Annotated in this window: 18 protein-coding genes; 11 read left to right on the top strand and 7 right to left on the bottom strand. The window is 48.2% G+C overall.

Annotation, left to right across the window (positions count from 1 at the left end; genetic code table 11):
* Nucleotides 1–151: 151 nt before the first annotated feature.
* Genes AC0IYG_RS15790 through AC0IYG_RS15780 form a run of 3 tightly spaced genes read left to right on the top strand, consistent with a single transcriptional unit; the run spans nt 152 to nt 4,031 of the window.
* A complete protein-coding gene (locus tag AC0IYG_RS15790; protein ID WP_471712039.1) occupies nt 152–2,041 on the top strand; it encodes a carbamoyltransferase family protein in 1,890 nt (629 codons plus the stop codon).
* The gene (locus AC0IYG_RS15785; RefSeq protein WP_471712319.1) at nt 2,041–3,024 is read left to right on the top strand and encodes a glycosyltransferase family 2 protein; all 984 of its coding nucleotides are present in this window, start codon (nt 2,041–2,043) and stop codon (nt 3,022–3,024) included. The genes AC0IYG_RS15790 and AC0IYG_RS15785 overlap by 1 nt, the downstream gene beginning before the upstream one ends.
* Nucleotides 3,021–4,031 (top strand): glycosyltransferase family 9 protein, encoded by a 1,011-nt coding sequence (locus AC0IYG_RS15780; RefSeq protein ID WP_471712038.1) that lies wholly within the window; start codon nt 3,021–3,023, stop codon nt 4,029–4,031. Before AC0IYG_RS15785 ends, AC0IYG_RS15780 begins: the two co-directional genes overlap by 4 nt.
* A 3-nt stretch (nt 4,032–4,034) precedes the next feature.
* On the opposite strand, the gene AC0IYG_RS15775 is transcribed toward AC0IYG_RS15780, so the two are convergent.
* From AC0IYG_RS15775 to AC0IYG_RS15765, 3 genes are all read right to left on the bottom strand, one after another.
* Entirely contained in the window at nt 4,035–5,174 is a 1,140-nt protein-coding gene (locus AC0IYG_RS15775; RefSeq protein WP_471712037.1) for a Gfo/Idh/MocA family protein, read from the bottom strand.
* An 84-nt stretch (nt 5,175–5,258) separates the two neighbouring features.
* Nucleotides 5,259–5,507 carry a hypothetical protein gene (locus AC0IYG_RS15770; RefSeq protein ID WP_471712036.1) on the bottom strand — a complete coding sequence of 83 codons (249 nt, stop codon included), beginning with the start codon at nt 5,505–5,507 and terminating at the stop codon, nt 5,259–5,261.
* A 15-nt stretch (nt 5,508–5,522) separates the two neighbouring features.
* Nucleotides 5,523–7,295 carry an alpha-amylase family protein gene (locus AC0IYG_RS15765; protein ID WP_471712034.1) on the bottom strand — a complete coding sequence of 591 codons (1,773 nt, stop codon included), beginning with the start codon at nt 7,293–7,295 and terminating at the stop codon, nt 5,523–5,525.
* Between the two features lie 105 nt (nt 7,296–7,400).
* Here AC0IYG_RS15765 and AC0IYG_RS15760 point away from each other — a divergent pair, with 105 nt between their 5' ends.
* Complete coding sequence (locus AC0IYG_RS15760; protein WP_471712033.1) at nt 7,401–7,961, top strand: ankyrin repeat domain-containing protein; 561 nt, start codon at nt 7,401–7,403, stop codon at nt 7,959–7,961.
* Nucleotides 7,962–8,066: 105 nt separating this feature from the next.
* On the opposite strand, the gene AC0IYG_RS15755 is transcribed toward AC0IYG_RS15760, so the two are convergent.
* Nucleotides 8,067–10,256 (bottom strand): catalase, encoded by a 2,190-nt coding sequence (locus AC0IYG_RS15755; protein WP_471712032.1) that lies wholly within the window; start codon nt 10,254–10,256, stop codon nt 8,067–8,069.
* A 139-nt stretch (nt 10,257–10,395) separates the two neighbouring features.
* Here AC0IYG_RS15755 and AC0IYG_RS15750 point away from each other — a divergent pair, with 139 nt between their 5' ends.
* On the top strand, nt 10,396–10,647 hold the full coding sequence (locus tag AC0IYG_RS15750; RefSeq protein WP_471712030.1) for a hypothetical protein: 252 nt from the start codon (nt 10,396–10,398) through the stop codon (nt 10,645–10,647).
* Between the two features lie 67 nt (nt 10,648–10,714).
* Here AC0IYG_RS15750 and AC0IYG_RS15745 read toward each other — a convergent pair whose 3' ends face one another.
* The gene (locus tag AC0IYG_RS15745) at nt 10,715–11,233 is read right to left on the bottom strand and encodes a hypothetical protein (RefSeq protein ID WP_471712029.1); all 519 of its coding nucleotides are present in this window, start codon (nt 11,231–11,233) and stop codon (nt 10,715–10,717) included.
* Nucleotides 11,234–11,240: 7 nt separating this feature from the next.
* Nucleotides 11,241–12,398 (bottom strand): zinc-dependent alcohol dehydrogenase, encoded by a 1,158-nt coding sequence (locus AC0IYG_RS15740; protein ID WP_471712028.1) that lies wholly within the window; start codon nt 12,396–12,398, stop codon nt 11,241–11,243.
* 357 nt (nt 12,399–12,755) lie between these two features.
* Here AC0IYG_RS15740 and AC0IYG_RS15735 point away from each other — a divergent pair, with 357 nt between their 5' ends.
* The 6 genes from AC0IYG_RS15735 (at nt 12,756) to AC0IYG_RS15710 (ending at nt 17,823) form a co-directional block, all read left to right on the top strand.
* On the top strand, nt 12,756–13,271 hold the full coding sequence (locus AC0IYG_RS15735) for a DUF4142 domain-containing protein (protein ID WP_471712027.1): 516 nt from the start codon (nt 12,756–12,758) through the stop codon (nt 13,269–13,271).
* Nucleotides 13,272–13,385: 114 nt separating this feature from the next.
* On the top strand, nt 13,386–15,317 hold the full coding sequence (glgX, locus tag AC0IYG_RS15730; protein ID WP_471712026.1) for a glycogen debranching protein GlgX: 1,932 nt from the start codon (nt 13,386–13,388) through the stop codon (nt 15,315–15,317).
* A gap of 80 nt (nt 15,318–15,397) precedes the next feature.
* On the top strand, nt 15,398–15,559 hold the full coding sequence (locus AC0IYG_RS15725; protein ID WP_471712024.1) for a hypothetical protein: 162 nt from the start codon (nt 15,398–15,400) through the stop codon (nt 15,557–15,559).
* Between the two features lie 203 nt (nt 15,560–15,762).
* Nucleotides 15,763–16,449, top strand: a complete 687-nt coding sequence (locus tag AC0IYG_RS15720) for a hypothetical protein (RefSeq protein WP_471712023.1) — start codon at nt 15,763–15,765, stop codon at nt 16,447–16,449.
* Between the two features lie 19 nt (nt 16,450–16,468).
* On the top strand, nt 16,469–17,134 hold the full coding sequence (locus AC0IYG_RS15715; RefSeq protein WP_471712022.1) for a DUF6766 family protein: 666 nt from the start codon (nt 16,469–16,471) through the stop codon (nt 17,132–17,134).
* Nucleotides 17,135–17,394: 260 nt separating this feature from the next.
* Nucleotides 17,395–17,823: a GyrI-like domain-containing protein gene (locus AC0IYG_RS15710; protein ID WP_471712020.1), complete on the top strand. Its 429-nt coding sequence runs from the start codon at nt 17,395–17,397 to the stop codon at nt 17,821–17,823.
* 8 nt (nt 17,824–17,831) lie between these two features.
* Here the strand turns inward: AC0IYG_RS15710 and AC0IYG_RS15705 are convergent, their stop codons facing one another.
* On the bottom strand, nt 17,832–19,001 hold the full coding sequence (locus AC0IYG_RS15705) for an efflux RND transporter periplasmic adaptor subunit (RefSeq protein ID WP_471712019.1): 1,170 nt from the start codon (nt 18,999–19,001) through the stop codon (nt 17,832–17,834).
* Nucleotides 19,002–19,006: the final 5 nt, after the last annotated feature.

Raw genomic sequence — 19,006 nt, 5'->3', positions numbered from 1 at the left:
GGTGCCATTCCACAAGAAACGCTTCCCTGATTACGAGGCAATTACAAAACGCTTCTATAGAGCGTATAAAACGGCTCTAAATACAACGTATACAGATGGTTATGAAATAATTCTGGCATGGAAGAATATCCACAGTTCACGCACATTCTTCGTGTCAACAAAAAAAGTGCGTTTTCTAAAAAATTATGGAGACTATACGGAATCGCTTTATAAGCAAGCGCTTCTCGTTCAAAAACGTATAATTGTGCCGGTTTCAGGTGAAATTTTGGGGCCGACTGGCACGGTACTTGTACACGCCACGCTGCATTTTAAACTTGACTCATGGCCTATGTATATTTTGGGAATCAATGCAGCCTTTCATGATTCTGCTGCTGCGCTTGTAAAAGACGGTAAAATCATCGCTGCCGCGGAAGAAGAGCGATTTACGCACATCAAACATGGCAAAAGACCTGTTCCGTTTTCGACCTGGGAATTGCCTTTTCACGCCATTGATTATTGCCTCAAAACGGCTGGGATAACATTGAAAGACGTCGACCGCGTCGCTTACTCGTTCGATCCGGAAGGTGTTAATGAAGCTTCTGTTTATGAAGATGACTTGCTGACAGACTCGGACGTGCTCGTTGCTTCCGACATTTACAACGGCTGGGACACGATTTTCCTGAATTACATTCGCAAAGCACCAGAGCAATTGCGCGACGGCTATCCGCATCATTTACAAAAAAGACTTGCCGATGCAGGCTCAGTAATCGATAAGTGGGAATTTGTCAATCACCACATTGCGCATGCAGCCAGTGCATTCTTCCCTTCGCCTTACTCAAGTGCGGCGGTTATGACATTGGACGGTCGCGGTGAAAAAGCGACAACCGGATATTTCATGGGCGAAGGCAATGCTTTGAAACAGCTTGGCACCGTCAATATGCCGCATTCACTGGGCATGTTATACGAGAAAATCACGACTTACCTCGGATTCCTGCATTCATCTGATGAATACAAAGTGATGGCGCTTGCGTCTTATGGTCAGCCGGTTTATCTGGAAGATTTCCGTTCCGTAATCCATGTGCAAGATAATGGTCAATATGTTATAGACGAATTTGATCCGGAGCAATGGTGGGGACCGGGACGCAAAAAAGACGATCCGTTTGAGCAAGTGCACCATGACATTGCACATTCTTTGCAAAAAGCTTTGGAAGAAACGGTCCTGGAACTGGTGACGTGGCTGCACGCTGAAACGCAGTCCGAAAACCTTTGTATGGCTGGCGGCGTCGCGCTTAACTGTGTGATGAATGCAGTGATCCGCGACAAAGGCCCGTTCAAAAATGTTTGGGTGCAACCAGCTGCGGGAGATGCCGGAACAGCACTCGGCGCTGCACAATGGCTTGATGTACAAATCAATGCAGGCACAAGCGAGCGTTATACCGCACCGATGGACCACGTTTACTGGGGCCCTGAGTACACGGACGATGAGATTGAAAAATTTATGATTTGGGCTAAAACCCCTTATAAAAGACTGACTGACATTGCAAAGGAAACGGCAGCGATACTGGCGGAAGACAAGATCATTGCATGGTATCAGGGCAGAATGGAATTCGGGCCACGTTCACTTGGCAGCCGCTCCATCCTGGCCTCGCCGATCCACCCGGATATGCAGGCAAGATTGAATGACATTAAAGACCGCGAAGATTTCAGGCCAGTTGCGCCGGTGGTTTTAGAAGAAGATGCACCGGAATGGTTTGAAGATGCGACCGTGTCGCCGTTTATGTTGTTTGTTTATCCTGTCAAAGATGACAAGGCCGACCGCATTCCGGCGGTAAGACACACGGACGGCACCGCACGCGTGCAGACCATCAATGCGCAGCAACATCCGCTTTATTATGAGCTGATCAGTGAATTCAAAGCATTGACAGGCGTCCCTGTTTTGGTAAATACATCATTCAACACACGTGGAGAACCCATCGTATGCTCGCCGAGAGACGCGATTGAATGTTTCTGGACTTCCCCGTTTGATGCATTGATTATCAACTCGTTCATCCTGCAAAAATGATGCATAATGTGCGCCTAAGCGTAGTGATTCCAACATACAGGCGGCCGGCGCTTTTGCGCCGGTGCCTGGAAGCAATCCGGCAGCAGATCTGTCCGGATTGCACTTATGAAGTGCTGGTAATTTCCGACGGTCCGGACTCTGAAACCGAATCGCTTGCGGCAGAGTTTAACCGGAACTTTCCCGAATTCCCGCTTCGTTACCATGCATTACCAGCCAAGGGCGGGCCTGCCGCTGCACGGAATTTTGGCTGGAAAAAAGGCCTGGGCGAACTTATCGTTTTTACCGACGACGACTGCATTCCGGCTCCGTTGTGGCTGGACGCTTACTGGTCTGCTTACTTGCTGCGCAACCGGTCATTGATTGGTTTCACGGGCAAAGTGGAAGTGCCCGTTCCCGAGCGCCCGACAGATTACCAGAAAAATGTAGCGCATCTTTCAACAGCCGAATTCATCACGGCGAATTGCGCCTGTTCTCGCGCAGCTTTGGAAAGCGTAGGCGGATTTGACGAAGATTTTCCAATTGCCTGGCGCGAAGATTCCGAGCTGCAATTCAAGTTATTAAAGGAGAACATTCTCATTCTGCATGTAAGCGATGCACTGGTTTGCCATCCCGCTCGGGCTGCATCGTGGGGAACGAGCATCCGGGACCAGCAGAAAAGTATGTTCAATGCATTGCTCTTCAAAAAGCATCCAGACTTGTATCGCACCAAAATCGCGTCTGGTCCGGTCTGGAATTATTACACCATTATCGCTGCAACCATTATAGCGATCATTGCATTTGCCATGCAAATCAAATTCCTGGCTATTGCTGCACTGGTCGTATGGGCCATTGCGATCATCACTTTTATTGCCAAGCGGTTAAAAGGAACGGATGTTTCATTCTCGCACCGTGCTGAAATGGTGGTTACATCATTGGTTATTCCATATCTTTCTGTTTATTGGACGCTTCGCGGCGCGATGCGCTATAAAGTATTTTTCCTATGAAATTCCCGATCGATACCACCCACAAAATTGCCGTTTTCAGAGCATTACAACTTGGTGATATGCTTTGCGTCGTGCCTGCCTTACGTGCATTAAGGCGCAATTATCCGGATGCGGAAATTACATTATTGGGCTTGTCCTGGGCGGCGTCATTTCAGGAGCGTTTTTCATCATATGTTGATCGGTTTATTCATTTTCCGGGATATGAAGGTTTGCCTGAGCAGCCTGTCGATCAGCAACTTTGGGATCAGTTTGCGGAGCAAATGCGTTCAGAAAACTTCGATCTCATCCTGCAAATGCAGGGTAACGGCAACATTGTTAATGATATGCTGGAAAACCTTCAGGCGGGTCGCGTGGCGGGATTTCATAGCGCTGGCAATTATCGGGATAACGGTCTGTTTTTAGAATATCCAAATGGCATTTCAGAGATTGACAAACACTTGCTAATGCTTGCCAATCTGGGCATTAAGCCGGAAGGCAATGAGCTTGAATTTCCTGTTCAGGAAGCTGAAAGAGCACATTTAAAAGAAGAAAATCCATATCTCGAAGATGGCCGTTATGTGTGTGTGCATCCTGGCTCGCGGGGTGCGTGGCGCCAATGGCCGCCTTCGCATTTTGCATGTCTGGCAGATGAATGTGCGGGACTAGGATATCAGGTTATCTTAACCGGAACTAAAGACGAAGCGCCGGTAACAAGCCAGGTGCTTGAACTGATGGATTACCCGGCCATCGACCTTACCGGCAAGACAGGATTGGGTGAAATAGGTCAGTTGATTAAAGATGCGGAACTGCTGATCAGCAATTGCACAGGGGTTTCGCACATTGCTTCGGCGGTCCGCACGCCCAGCATTGTTATCAGCATGGATGGAGAGCCGGAGCGCTGGGGCCCTTTGAATAAGGAGTTGCACAAGACGATAGATTGGACCAAAACCCAGGATTTCGACTCCGTTCTGACGTCTATGCACACCCTTTTAAAATCACCCCAGCGCGAAACAACTCCTTCCATATAATCGTTAAGAAAGTTTTAGATCCACGGGCTTGGCGGTCCGTGCGGCCTCATATATTGCCATCAGGATTTTGACATCGCGCAATCCCATCTCACCGGGCACCCGCGTGGGCTTTTTCTTCATCACGCAATCTGCAAAATCATCCATTTGTCTGGCTTGCTGATTTACGTTTTTCAGATCCATCGGCCCTTGCGAAGTTTTACCTTTCAGTCCGTCATAAGCATAGGACGGCTGCAATTCGTACCAGCCTTTCTCCGCTTCCACCCGGAGCAAATTGCCCGATTCGGCATAACTTGTATGACAATTGGCAATGATGCCGCCGGGAAATTCTAGCTGGAAGTTCATGGTCTGTTCCACCTCACCGAAGCGCTCCACATCCGTCTTTTCTCCCTCTTTTGCAGAAACGCGGACCGGATTCACACCGGCGCTGTAAATGGCTCCCTGCACGCAATAAATCCCCAGATCCATCACCGGGCCGCCGCCTGCGCGCTCCCTATCCAGCCGCCAGGCACCTTTTTCCATTTCCTGACTGTCAATCGCCTCGATCTTTTTCACATTGCCATACATTTTCTTTTTGCCAAATTCCATGAAAGTCTGGTGGTGCGGCTCGAAGTGCAACCGGTAACCGATCGAAAGCATTTTCCTCGCGGACTTGCACGCAGCGATCATCGCCTCCGCATCCTTTACAGAAGTCGCCATCGGCTTTTCACAGATCACATGCTTACCCGCTTTCGCAGCACGGATCGTGTATTCGGCGTGCATGGAATTGGGCAGCACGACATAGACAATGTCCACATCCGGATTGTCTTTTATCGAATCAAAATTCTGATAATTATAAATGTTCTTGTCCGGGATGTTATACTTTTCCTTCCACTTTGCCGCCTTGTCCGGAGAGCCGGTCACGATGGCGGTTAGCTTGCATTGTAATGTTTCCTGTAATGCGGGCGCCAGTTGCTTTTCGCTATAATTGCCAAGGCCCACCAGTGCAATGCCGAGCTTCTTGTCCTGCGAAAGATTTCCGCCCGGCTGCGCCGAAGCCATTTCACCGGCCAGCGCATCAAAACTTAACAACTGCATGGCAGGAACCGCGATGGCCGCCGTTCCCATATTTTGCAAGAACTGTCTTCTTTCATACTGCTTGTTCATCCCTGTTTGTTTTGAAGTGTACATTCTTTGAATTGCTGCTGTGCATTATAACAATGGTGCCAGATTCTGCCTAAAAGCATTCGTTCAGGTCTTTCCCTTGGCATCCCAATGGTCTTTGATCAAAATCCCCTGCGGATCTTTTACTAATCTGCGCGCAAAACGCTCGCCTCGGATCCGCCCTTGTTCATCCAGTGTTCCGATGAAAAGCAGGATTGCATTGCCTTCGTCATCTGTTTTAAATCTGATATCGTAGCGTTCAAATTTTTGGGTGATCATGCGATCCGGCTCATATTTTTTGCTGAGCTTTTTGAGCAACTTCTCTCCTATTTTCATAACATTCAATCCTGTTTAATTGGGAATCAACTGATCTACTCGATACCATTGATAACCGTAACCTTTTAATGAAACATTATACTTGCCCTTCGCAGGTCGCTTGTCATCGTTTTTGATCAGATCATATAACACATTCGCGTCTTTTACCGAGAAATTGGTTTCCTGCGGTTTGTCGCTGAAATTGTTGAGCACCACGACCGACTTCCCATCATGATGATATTGCAGCCCAAGCACATTAGGCGACCCGGTGTCTATCACGGTGTAATCGCCCAGGCCAATTTCCGGGCAGGACTTTCTGAGCCGGATCAATGTGGTGGTCCAGCTGAGCAGTGAGCTTGAATCGCGTGATTGCTGCGCGACATTAACCTTTCTGTAATCGTGTTCCCCGAAATCGATCACCGGGCGCAAAGCCGTGTCAGCCGTGGTAAAACCGGCATTTTTGTCCGCAGTCCATTGCATGGGAGTCCGCACCGAAATCCGTTCTTTAAGCCGCAGATCGTCACCCATTCCAAGCTCATCGCCATATCGGATCACGACAGTTCCGGGCAAAGAGAATAACAGACTATATGCCATTTCAAGATGCTTTTGGTCATTATTAAGCATGGTTGCCAACCTTCTGCGGATGCCGCGATCGTAAAGCTGCATGTTCGCATCGGGACCGAATTTGTCGTAAACTTCCTGCCGCTGCTTGTCTGTAAGCCGTCCCAGATCCACTTCATCATGATTTCTCAGAAAATTAGCCCACTGTGAGGCTTCCGGTATTTCCTGTGTTTCGGCCAGTGCTTTTTTGAAAGGTTCGAGTTTGCCGCTTGCCAAAGCGTAGAACATGAATTGGTTAACATAAAAATTAAACATCATCTGCATAGATTCACCAGATTTCCCGAAGAAGTTCAGGTTCTCTTCCGGCACCACATTAGCCTCGCCCAGGATCACCACATCGGCACGTCTGGATTGTGCAAACTGTCTTATATCCGCCAAAAACCTGTAATCCAGCTTCGGTTTATCGCTCGGGCTTTTCGGGACCTCAATGATAAATGGAACAGCATCCAGCCTGAAACCGGAAATGCCCTGATTGAGCCAGTAACCAATGATTTTTTGCGCTTCTTTCACCACTTCCGGATTGGCATAGTTCAGATCGGGCTGGAATTGGTAAAACCGGTGATAGTAATATTGCCCGCTCACCGAATCCATCGTCCAAACCGCTTTTTGAACACCCGGAAACACCATTCCCTTGTCGTAATCCTTGGGCAGCTTCTCCGACCAGATATACCAATCGCGATATTTGGAATTTTTACTTTTTCTTGCCTCCTTAAACCATTGGTGCTGCTCCGATGTGTGGTTAATAACCAGGTCCATTATAACACGAATGCCTCTTTTATGCGCCTGCACCAGGAATTCCGCGAAGTCACCGCCTGATCCCAGCTTTTCATCAACGCCATAAAAATCGGCGACATCGTATCCGTCGTCCTGCCCGGGCGTGGGCTGAAAAGGCGCCAGCCAAATTGCGTCAATGCCCAGCGAACTCAGATAATCCAGCTTCTGGATCAGCCCCGTAAAATCCCCTCTTCCATCGCCGTCGCTGTCTTTGAACACACCAACTTCCAGGTTGTAAATAATGGCGTTTTTATACCAAATGTTGTTTTTGAGGTCAAGGGGAGCGAGCTTTTCCTGGGCTGATGCCGGAGATAAAAATGATAGGAAGGCGAGTGCTGCCAATGCGCTGCGCAACTTTACAGCCGCAAAACCGCAATCAAACTTGAAGCTGAAATCCGTATTTTTTTCTTTCATAAGGTTTGAAATATCAGGCGGGAGGTTATAAAAGATTGTGCCGAAGGGATTTGCAGGTTCGAAAAAGCTGAAATGTTGTATTATGGCAACAGCAGCGATTCTTGCTTGGAACAATTTTTAGACAAAACAGACTACCGCATCTCACTAAATGCAGATGCCAGAACCGCCATCACAATCAATGAATTAATGGAAAACTACGATCACGTTCTGATCCACGCTGCACGGGTAGGCAATGTTGAGGTCATTCTTGAATTACTCGCCCGCGGCGTCCATGTTGACGTAAGGGACGAAAAAGGTTACACGCCACTGATCATCGCGTGCTATAACAATAAGTTGGAAGCCGCAAAAACGCTGTTGGACAATGGTGCCGATGTCAATGCATTTGACTTTGGTGGCAACACGGCATTAATGGGGGTAAGTTTTAAAGGTTATCCGGATATCGCTGAGCTGCTGATCGAACGCGGTGCAGACCTGAACCTGCAACATGGCAACGGCGGAACCGCTTTAATGTTCGCCGCCATGTTCGGTCGGAATGATCTTGTAAGATTACTGCTCGCACAAGGCGCAGACAAGGAAATCCTGGATGTGCGCGGACTTTCGGTAACAGATTTAGCCTTGCAACAAGGCAATGATGAAGCAGTGGAGTTGCTGGAAAACTACGCATAAACACGCTCATTCAATAAACAAAAGAGCGAAGTAAAAGACATGTTCAATGTCGCCTACTTCGCTCTTTATTATGTCAGGCCATTAATAAGCCTTACTAAAACCCGGTTATGCCGGAATTCTTCTTGGCTTTTCACGCTCCCAGAAACGGTGCTGCGCGATGGCCTTGATGAATTGCTCCGAAAGCTGTGCAGCATCACTATTGACTACAACGCCCTCAGTCAACACCGACTCATCGGACTGATCTGCGGGTAATTTTTTGCCAAAATATGTCGCTTCCAAAACCTGCATTGCCGAAGCATCAGCGGCAATGGCCTTGCAATGACGAAATGCTTCATTCAGGAAGTGAACTGCGTCTGCATCTGCTTCCAACGTGGCCGCGCTAACCGCTCCACCCGGAACATATACTGCGTCATATAAAACAGAAGCTGCGGTCAGGAAGCTCTGTTTAACCGGAATTTCAGAGTCATCTTCTGCAAGCACAAAGCTCTGACGCGGCGCAATCACTTCTACAACGGCACCAGCCGCTTCAAGCGCCTGCTTAACCGTTTTCAATGAGTTTCCATCCACGCCATCTGCGGTCAGGAATGCAATTTTGCGTGTTTTGATTGAGTCTTTCGGCGTGTTTGCCATGCTCAATGCACCCGATGATTTCAGCGAACTTTCAACCATAGTGGAGTCATAATCAGCTGGATCGGCATCGGCAGGAATGCTGTGATTCAATGGCAATGCCGGATCTTCGGGAACAGGCATACGGAGATTGAATGCAACTTGCGCAGCCAGACTTTCTTCAATAAGTGACAGGATTCCCAACATTCTTTTACGAATGTCCAGATCCTGCACTTTGCCCAGTTCGAAGCTTAGTGCGTCTACAATGTGCGTTTGCTCGGGAACAGACTGGCTGTTAAAGAACAATTTTGCCTGGCTGAAATGATCCAGGAAGCTTTTGCTTCTTGCGCGGATCTTTCTTGCATCAATCCGCTCCGGATAGGAAGCATATCCACCTTCCGCAACGGTAGCCTGTTTCGGATAACCGTCGCCGACCATGTTCGGATTATAGCTAGACCGCACTTTGTTGATCGTCTGGCGCATGTAACCGTCGCGCTGATTGTTGTGAACCGGCGATATTGGCCTGTTAATAGGAATCTCCTGGAAATTCGGACCACCCAGGCGGATCAATTGTGTGTCCGTATAAGAGAACAATCTGCCTTGCAGCAAAGGGTCATTGGTAAAATCAATTCCGGGAACAACGTGACCGATGTGGAATGCAACCTGCTCTGTTTCGGCAAAGAAGTTGTCCGGGTTACGGTTTAATGTAAGCTTGCCAATGCGCTGAACAGGAACGAGTTCTTCCGGGACAATTTTGGTTGAGTCTAATAAATCAAACTCAAACTTAAACTCGTCTGCTTCCGGGATTATTTGAACGCCCAGTTCCCATTCCGGGTAATTACCGCTTTCGATCGCATCCCAAAGATCGCGGCGGTGGAAGTCCGGATCTTTACCCGAAATCTTCTGCGCCTCGTCCCAAGCCACTGCATGCACACCCAATAAAGGTTTCCAGTGAAACTTAACAAAGTTGGACACGCCCTCCGCATTTACCAAACGGAATGTATGTACGCCGAAGCCTTCCATCATGCGGTAACTGCGTGGTAAGGCGCGGTCGCTCATTGCCCACATCACCATATGCGCGGATTCCGGCATTAACGAAATAAAATCCCAGAATGTATCATGCGCCGATGCGGCCTGTGGAATTTCATTATCCGGCTCCGGCTTTACAGCGTGGATCAGATCTGGGAACTTGATAGCGTCCTGAATAAAGAACACGGGCATATTATTGCCCACCAGGTCGAAGTTGCCTTCCTGGGTATAAAATTTAACCGCGAATCCGCGCACGTCGCGCGCAAGATCGGTGCTTCCGCGTGAGCCTGCCACCGTGGAAAAGCGTACGAAAACGGGTGTTTCAATTTCCGTATCATTCAGAAACTGAGCTCTCGTAACCGACGCCATGGATTCATAAAGCTTAAAAACGCCGTGTGCGCCTGAGCCGCGTGCATGCACTACGCGCTCAGGAATGCGCTCGTGGTCAAAATGGGTGATCTTTTCGCGGAGAATGAAGTCTTCCAGCAGGGTGGCGCCGCGTTCTCCGGCTTTCAGTGAGTTTTGATCGTCATTGATCCTTACACCGTGATTTGTTGTAAGGAATTGACCGGTAGACACTTCGGTATTTTTGGTTAGGTCTGCGGTCTTGTCATTTGCAGGTTGTTCAGGCTTGGGTTGTTTCGATTCGTCGTTGGACATGGTGAAGTGTTTATTTGATAATGCCAGTTACCCTAAAAAACACGTTCCAACGAATTCGACCTCTGGCCCGATGTAGTTCAAGATCAATTATTGGAATGATAATTTTATCAGGCATGGGCATTATTAAACCAATTGCACTATGGAAAATCAACAAAATAAAGAAACGAAACTGAGTGACGATGAAGCCGTAAACAAGGCCCTTGCGAACGGAAGGAATGCAAATGACAACTTCAATACGGACGATGTTGACGATTACGGAACAGCAGATTCCGGTGAATCGAGAGATCAGGAACTGGTTGAAAGGCAAGCTGTGAAAGCGGGTGACGGACAACGCGGCTATGTGCGCAACAGAAATGATGACTTTAAGCGCGAAGAGGAAAAGGGTGACTAAACCGACCCAATTTCCGGCATAAAAGCAAAGGCTTCCAATCGGAAGCCTTTGCTTTTATCAATCATCACTAATCATCATCACGATCTTCATATTCGTCATCATCGTCGTCACCTCCTTTGACCAGCAACACCAGTAAGCCGGTGAGGGCAATGCCGGTGAGGACTTTTTTGGCAAATCCTATTTTGTTATACTTCAATTCCGACTTCCCGCCAAGCTCAGTAAAGAAGTCAGGAAAATGTCCGCTCTTAATGTCGTCCCTGATTCCTTCTATCATTTGAATGCGGTCGGCCAGGAGTAATGAAAGCCAGTGCGTCCATTCCGATTCGCTGTATCTGAATGCAAATCTGCGGAGCTGTCCGCTCAGTCCGGTTGGCGGATTGGGCGAGCCAAAAACGGCAGTAACATTAGGCCGTTCATTGGAATGCAGGACTTCAACCAGTTCGGGCTGCTGTGGCGGCCGTTCCCAGATCATGCCCTTATTATCATTTTCTGTGCGTCTTTTCATTGGATAAGCAGGCACATCCAGGGGATCGGCGTCGATTCCCCATCCGTTGATGTGACTGTAATCGCTTGCTGTCTTTTTCATATCGTTCTTATTTTCTTGCTGATGGTGGAATAAGGATCGTCTTAATGCAATTGTCGAGCTTGGCCGAAAAAATATGATACGCGTCTGCGACTTCTTCCATTGGCACGCGGTGCGTAATGATCGCTTTCGGATCAATGCGGCCCGCCTGCACGTGCTCGATCAGCCGGGGCAGTAAGCGCTTAACAGAAGCCTGGTTAGCACGGATCGTGATGCCTTTGTTCACCACATTCCCGATCGGGATCAAATTGCCGGTCGGACCGTAAACACCTACAATAGAAACGATTCCACCTTTTTTCACCGAGTTGATTGCCCAATGCAATGCAGTTGCCGAACCGGCCTGCAACATTAATTTCCTTCCCGTAATGGTCTGCAATGCATCACCTGCCGCTTCACAACCTACGGCATCGATACACACATCGGCCCCAATCCAGTCGGTTGTTTTCTTGATAAATAAAACAGGATCTTCCAGCGAGCGGAAGTTGTATGCTTCACATTGCGCGTAGTTTTTAACAAATTCAAGGCGGTATTCAATGTGGTCAATAACGATCACGCGCCCGGCGCCAAAGAGCCATGCTGACTTGGCAGCCATAATGCCGATCGGGCCGGCACCGAAGATTACAACTGTGTCTCCCGGTTTGATCCCTCCCATTTCAGCAGCCTGATAACCAGTTGGCAAAACGTCAGTGAGCAACACTGCGTCGTCGTGATCCATATCAGCCGGAATGATCGTGGGGCCCACATCCGCATAAGGCACGCGGACATATTCTGCCTGTCCGCCATCGAATCCGCCGGCTGTGTGTGAATAACCAAAAATCCCGCCGACCGCTGTGGCCTGGGGATTGGATTCGTGGCAGTTCCCATAGAGTTGCTGCTCGCAGAAAACACATTTGCCGCAAGCGATATTAAACGGGACCAACACATTGTCCCCTACTTTCAGGTTTTGCACCGCGTCACCAATCTCTTCCACCACACCCACAAATTCATGGCCAAATGTGGTTCCGATGCGCGTATCGGGCACCAGGCCGTGATATAAGTGCAAATCCGATCCGCAGATACATGACCGGGTCACCCGCACGATCGCGTCACCGGAATGTTCAATTTTGGGCATCGGCTTGTTCCGGTCAGCCCGGACGCGGTAAGGCCCGCGGTAATTCATTGCTAACATACCTTTTCGTTTTTTAGAACTGTTGATGAAAACTTAGCATTTGAAGTGCCGCATTTTTAAAAACCGTTCCTTAAGCGAAAACTGTCCGCACGATCGCCGCTAACAATCACTCGAAAAGTGCCTTGCTGACGTCCTAACCATCCTTTTTACCCAATTCGAGTAACAGGGCCTTCCCCACATATGTAGATGTAACGCACCATTTCAAGGTGAAAATCACAATGTTGCCGGTTTTGGTATACGCCGAAATAACCTGGCATATTATTTACTAGTGCACCCAGCGTTTACGGCCACATTCGCCGCAATGATCACTTTTTTCATCAATCAATTATTTAACAATTTGTTCAAAACTCATTTATTATGAAAAAGCGCGTACTATTTTACTTTGTTGCAGTGCTGGGCTTCTCCCTTTATTCTTGTACTGACCATGAGGTCGGGATGGTTGCTGAGGCAGACCGCCAGTTCATGATTAAAGCCGCAGAGGGCAATCTTTTTGAGATTAAAGCGGGCGAGCTTGCATCCATGAAAGCGGTCGTTGATTCCGTCAAACATTATGGACACCACATGGTGATGGATCACAGCAAGGCAACCGAAGAACTTAAAATGCTTGCCGAAAAGAAAATGGTGACGCTTCCGATGACGCTGCCTGAACCTAAGCAAAGGAAACTGGACAGCCTTGCGATGCTGTCTGGAATGGCATTTGATTCCACTTACATGATGATGATGGTGGTTTCACACGTGGAAACAATCGATTTATTTAAAACAGAAACAATTTTGGGTGAAGATGCGGAAGTTAAAGGCTTTGCAGCCGGAAAACTGCCAACGTTGCAGCATCACCTTGAAGAAGCCATCAGATTGAAAGAGTGGCTTTGGTAAGCATTAAGCGCTTCCTGTTTTCTTCCCGGATCTGCCTGGACAGCGCTGCTGCCCGATGCGGCCGGGAAGAAGCATTTAATGCACACTATTATTTTACAAAAACCTTCAACGAACATGGACAGACACATTGAAAATGAACTTCTAGAATCTCCGAAATCAGTTGATGTTGAAGTTTTGCCAGGCAAACCCTTTCCCCTCGGTGCGACGTGGGATGGGAACGGCGTCAATTTTGCCGTATTTTCTTTAAATGCAAGCGGCGTCGAGCTCTGCCTTTTTGAGCCGGACAATGAGAAAGAAGAGTACATTAAGATTAAAGTAGAGGAAGTAACGCATCACATTTGGCACGCCTATGTTCCCGGCCTGAAACCCGGCCAGCTTTACGGATATCGTATTCACGGGCCATATGAGCCCCGAAAAGGCCATCGTTTTAATCACAACAAACTCCTGGTTGATCCTTATGCAAAAGCCATTAATGGCACCATTAAGTGGGACAAATCCGTCTTCGGCTATGAAATGGATAGCAAGAAGAAAGATCTGAGTTTCAGTGAAACGGACAGCGCGCAGTTTATCCCGAAAGCGGTCGTGATCGACAGCCATTTTGATTGGGAAGACGATGTGAGGCTTGACATTCCGTATCACAACACGGTCATTTATGAGCTGCATGTAAAGGGTTTTACCAAATTGCAGGAACAGATTCCCGAAGAAATCAGAGGCACTTATGCAGCTATTGCACACCCTGTCAACATCGATTATTTTAAAAAACTGGGCATCACGGCTATTGAACTTTTGCCTGTGCATCACTTCGTCGAAGACCAGCACCTGATCGAAAAAGGGCTGACGAATTATTGGGGCTATAACACACTCGCATTTTTTGCACCGGATCCCCGTTACAGCAGCAGCGGCGCACAAGGCGGACAAGTGACGGAATTCAAACAAATGGTGAAAGACCTGCACAAAGCGGGCATTGAAGTGATATTGGATGTGGTTTACAATCACACCGCGGAGGGAAACCATTTGGGTCCGACCTATTCATTTAAAGGTTTTGATAACGCGGCTTATTACAGGCTCGTTAAAGACGATCTGCGCTATTATATGGATTACACGGGCACGGGAAACACACTTAATGTGCAGCTTCCCAATGTGCTCGCGCTCATTATGGACAGCCTGCGTTACTGGATCACCGAAATGCACGTCGACGGATTCCGGTTTGACCTTGCAGCTGCCCTCGCCCGCACATTGCACGACACGGACACTCTGAGCTCGTTTTTCAACATTATCCATCAGGATCCCGTCATTTCGCAGGTTAAGCTGATTGCGGAGCCCTGGGACATTGGTGAAGAAGGTTATATGGTTGGTAAATTTCCTGTCGGCTGGGGTGAATGGAACGGCATGTACAGAGATCAGGTCCGTGATTTCTGGCGCGGTGCAAACACTTCATTGACCGATTTTGCACACCGCTTTACGGGCAGCCCGGATCTTTACCAAAGCGGTTACCGGCGCCCGACAGCCAGCATTAACTTCATCACAGCCCACGATGGCTACACGCTGAATGATCTGGTGAGTTACGAGAAAAAACACAACGAAGCGAACGGTGAGGATAACAGGGATGGCGAGAATGACAACCGCTCGTGGAACGGCGGCGTAGAAGGTCCTACGGATCAGGAGGAGATCAATGCGATCCGTGCGACACAAAAACGGAATTTCCTGACCACCATGTTTCTTTCGCAAGGCGTTCCTATGCTGGTGGCCGGTGATGAATTTGGCCGCACGCAAAATGGAAATAATAATGCTTACTGCCAGGACAACGAGGTTTCATGGCTCAACTGGAAAGGAGCTGACCAGGAGCTGCTTAGTTTTACAAGAGACCTGATCACATTCTGCTGCGACCACCCTACTTTCCGTAGACGCCGCTGGTTTCAGGACCTTCCTGTTACGGGCTCAAAATACAAGGACATTATGTGGTATCTGCCCAGCGGAAAGCAGATCGACGACAGCAGTGGAACCGGGCGGTTGCTCGGTCGTTCGGGGTTTTCCTTAACGGACTAGAAATCCGCTGCGTAGGGCCTGATGGGAAAAGGCTCACCGATGACAATTTTTTCATCATTTTCCACGCTGGTAATAAGCCTGTGGATTTTGTGTTGCCAAAAGATGAATGCGCTACGAAATGGCACATTGTGATTAATACGGCTGAAAATTTTATCGGTGAAAATGAATATGAAATGAAGCCCGGTGAGAAACTGAACATTGCGGCGCGCTCCATTATGGTGCTCCGATGCCCGGTTGAATAGTAGCATGATCAAGAATTGCGTATAGTTATCAATGTTGGCAAACTTTTTGAGATACATCTCTCGAATTTTACCACCACGATATGCAATCACATAATTCTATTCAACCACGCGTTTTTACAGAAACTCAAAAATTGATAAACAGCAAAATAAAAGCAGGATTGCGCCTAAGCAGGCGCAGCCTGCTTTTTGCTATCTCATTGATCGTGTGCAGCTTACTTCATTCGGCAGCATTCGCTCAGCTTACGGTCTTCAATGTGTCTTCCTCTGAAATCTCAAAATCGGGAAAAATCAGTGTGCAGCAGCAATTTGAAATTGAGGACATCATTGAATCTTCTACCACATTAACGTACGGACTGGGGCGGAACTGGGAAGCGGGCATAAACGTCATTAATCTCGATTTCAACCCCAATACGCGGCATATTGAGGTCAATGACACGTCCATGGCAACGCCCTTCGCACCGCTTGTGCTGTTAAATGCGCAGAAGGTTTTTGAGCTTACAGACGCACTGTCGATCGGCATTGGCGGCGTCAGCGGCACAAATTTGACAGCACACCGCCAGCATCTGGTTTATTATGGATATTCAAATCTGGTCGCTTCGCTGGGTTCCGAGGAGCAATATCAGTTAGCCGCCGGGCCATACATCAGCAATCATCATTATCTGGGCGACGGACCGGTTTATGGCGTTCAGGCTGCTGTGGATGCGGGCATATTGCATGAAAAAGTGCATTTGCTGGCGGACTGGATCTCTGGCAATCACCAGAAAGGCAAGCTTTCACTTGGTTTCGAAGTATTCCTGTCCAAGCGTGTGCCGCTTTCCGTAGGCTGGCAGCGAAGCAACTCCGACGGTTCACAGGCTGCGGTGGTGCAGTTAACCCTTCTTGCCAAATAAATATGATCAACCCAAAACCATGAGCGCAAAAAATCATTCATTCTTTTACCGAAACGGGCTTAGTATTGTTGCCCTGAGCCTTTTTCTAATGGCGCTGGTCGCACAGGCGGTCTTTGGCTGGCATGAACACAATGCGGAACTGGAACAGCAAAAAGCGGCTACGATCGATTTTCTCAGCTATCTGCAAAGCGGGCATTTCATATCGGCGACATTCGAAAATTTCGAGAGCGAATTCCTGCAAATGGCTTTATACGTGGTGCTAACCGTCGGATTGCGGCAAAAAGGTTCGGCAGAATCCAAGTCACTGGACGAGCCGGAAGAAGTAGACCGCGAACCAAAGCCCGGACCCGACGCGCCGTGGCCGGTCAGAAAAGGCGGCTGGATCCTTAAAATCTATGAAAATTCTTTATTCACTGTTTTCCTGATCCTGTTTCTGATCAGCTGGTATCTGCATTTCTATGGCAGCTGGGTGGATCACAACAACGATAACATTATCAATGGTGAAGCGGCCGACTCAATGGGCAGTTACCTGATGCAGGCCAATTTCTGGTTTGAATCCTTTCAAAACTGGCAAAGCGAATTTCTTTCCATCGCCAGCATTGTAATCCTGACCATCTTTTTGCGTCAGAAAGGTTCGCCCGAATCCAAACCTGTTGACGCACTGGATTCCGAAACCGGGAAATAATATTGCCGATTATAAATCATAGCAAATCCTTCCTCGTCCACCACATCTTTTCGCAGGATAAAATTTCAGTGGAATGGCGTTTCTGTTTTTGTCGTGAAAAGCCTTCTTATTTGTCGTGTTTTGCCATGCAGCGTTTTGTTTGAAGCATATAGCTTTGTTCACACATTTATCAAACCAATCCATGTTGTCACAACCAAAAATTGAGCGCAGGGACGCGAGACATTATGCCGCTATTTCCAAAACGGTTCCCATGTACTGACGTGCCCGACGTATTGCCGCCGCTTATTCCGGAAGTAAAGGAGTGGTTGAATGCGAACGACATTACAGCATCAGGGCCGGATTTTTTCCTTTACAAATCCATGAACAACCGCAATGAGCTGGCGTGCGAAGCCGGATTTCCGGTTGACCGCGCAGTTCCTGGTGACGGTTACGTCCAGGCAGGTGTTTTTCCGGCCGGTGATTATGCAACACTTGTTTACACCGGCGACTTCAAACACATGATGCAGGCACATATGGCGCTGGAAAGCTGGATTAAGGAGCAGGGATTGCGTGAAAAAGCTGAAACCACGGCCGATGGCACCACCTGGGGAGGTAGGACGGAATTCTATCTTGTTGATCCGGAATTTGAGCCTGATCCTGACAAATGGCAAACGGAAATCGTCTTCTTGTTGGAGGATCAGGCTCTGTAAACATTCAATCAACCATCCTTTTCGGTGTTTTTAATTTTCATCAGTAAGGCATAGGCATTTTTTACGACGAGCCTTGTAGTGTCGTCAATGCCCGTTGCTTCTATTTGCTGTTTGCCTTCATTGATGACGCCGGGTTTGACATGGACCATTTCGAATTTGCCGCTGCCCTGGTCGGTGAAGACATAGAATTTGTTTTCCCAGCGCACAAGTGCATCCTCGGGAACGGTCAGCGCTTTTTGATTGCTGATGGAAACTTCGCCGTTGATAAACATGCCGGGCACCAGCGCAGGGCTGTATTTTTCAAAATGACAATGCACTTCGGCCATGCGGTCCTGATCGAGGCTTTTCGTGATCAGAATGATTTCGGCAGGGAATTTCTTGTCCGGATCGGCATTGGTATAAGCATACACCCGCTGCCCCACTGATAATGCAGAAAGATCTTTTTCAAACACATTCAAAACGAGATGAATGTCATTCGGGTTAACCAGTTCGAAAAGCATATCCGTGGGCGCTGTGTATTTGCCCACATTCACATTAACCTTCGAAACAAATCCGTTAATGGGCGAAACGATGGACACGCTTTTGGAGATCTTGTCTGCTTTCAGCTTGTGCGGATCAATTCCGATCACTTCCAGTTTCTGACTTAATGCGCTGGCCAGAATACGTTGGGTTTCCATTTCTGCGCGTGCCTGCTGAAACACCCGGTCGCTGCTGGCCTTACTAGCATTAAGGTCTTTCTGACGATTAAATTCTGATTCTGCCAGAACAAGTTTTTCTTTCGCTGTTAGATAATCCTGTTGCAGCTGAATAAACGCCATATCCTCTAATTCGGCGAGCACCTGGCCTTTCCGCACGTGCATGCCCGGAAGCATGTTTGTAGACTTCAAATAACCGCCCAGTGGGAAGCTCAGACTGATCGTGCTTTGGGGCGGGACGTCAATTTTCCCTTGCAATGAAATCATTCCGCTAATGTTTTCCATCTCCGGCGTTCCCACTTCTATGCCTACGCTTTTTTGCTGCGCATTGCTGACTGATACAATTTGTTCGGTCACAAGCGAATCCGACTGCGCCTCTTCGTGATCGGCCGTTTCCTTTTCCGGCGCTGAGCAGGATGCGATGAGCAACAAGCCTGAGCAGGATGCGATGAGCAACAAGCTCAGGATGATGTAATTTTTCATATATC

Source organism: Dyadobacter sp. AC419 (genome assembly GCF_979253085.1).
Note: the sequence above shows the minus strand (reverse complement) of the source record. Positions and strands in the feature narration are given on the sequence as shown.